Origin of the sequence: Mycetohabitans sp. B3 (assembly GCF_021498065.1) — a bacterium.
Lineage (GTDB): Bacteria > Pseudomonadota > Gammaproteobacteria > Burkholderiales > Burkholderiaceae > Mycetohabitans.
Genome location: NZ_JAHLKN010000176.1, coordinates 1 through 202, shown reverse-complemented (window position 1 = coordinate 202; position 202 = coordinate 1). Strand labels below are relative to the sequence as shown.

Below are 202 nucleotides of genomic sequence, written 5' to 3'. Positions count from 1 at the left end.
GTCCGCGACTTGGGCAACGGGCTCGGAGTCGGTCTGTACGCCAACGTCCGCGACTTGGGCGGCAGGCTCAGGTTTGGTCTGTACGCCAACGTCCGCGACTTGGGCGGCGGGCTCAGAGTCGGTCTGTACGCCGAGGTCCGCGACTTGGGCAACGGGCTCGGAGTCGGTCTGTACGCCAACGTCCGCGACTTGGGCGGCAGGC

General features: G+C 68.3%; 1 protein-coding gene. It reads right to left on the bottom strand.

The features are described 5' to 3' along the window. A partial coding sequence (locus KQH55_RS16155) for a hypothetical protein (protein WP_235091684.1) occupies positions 1–202 on the bottom strand: 202 nt, incomplete at both ends.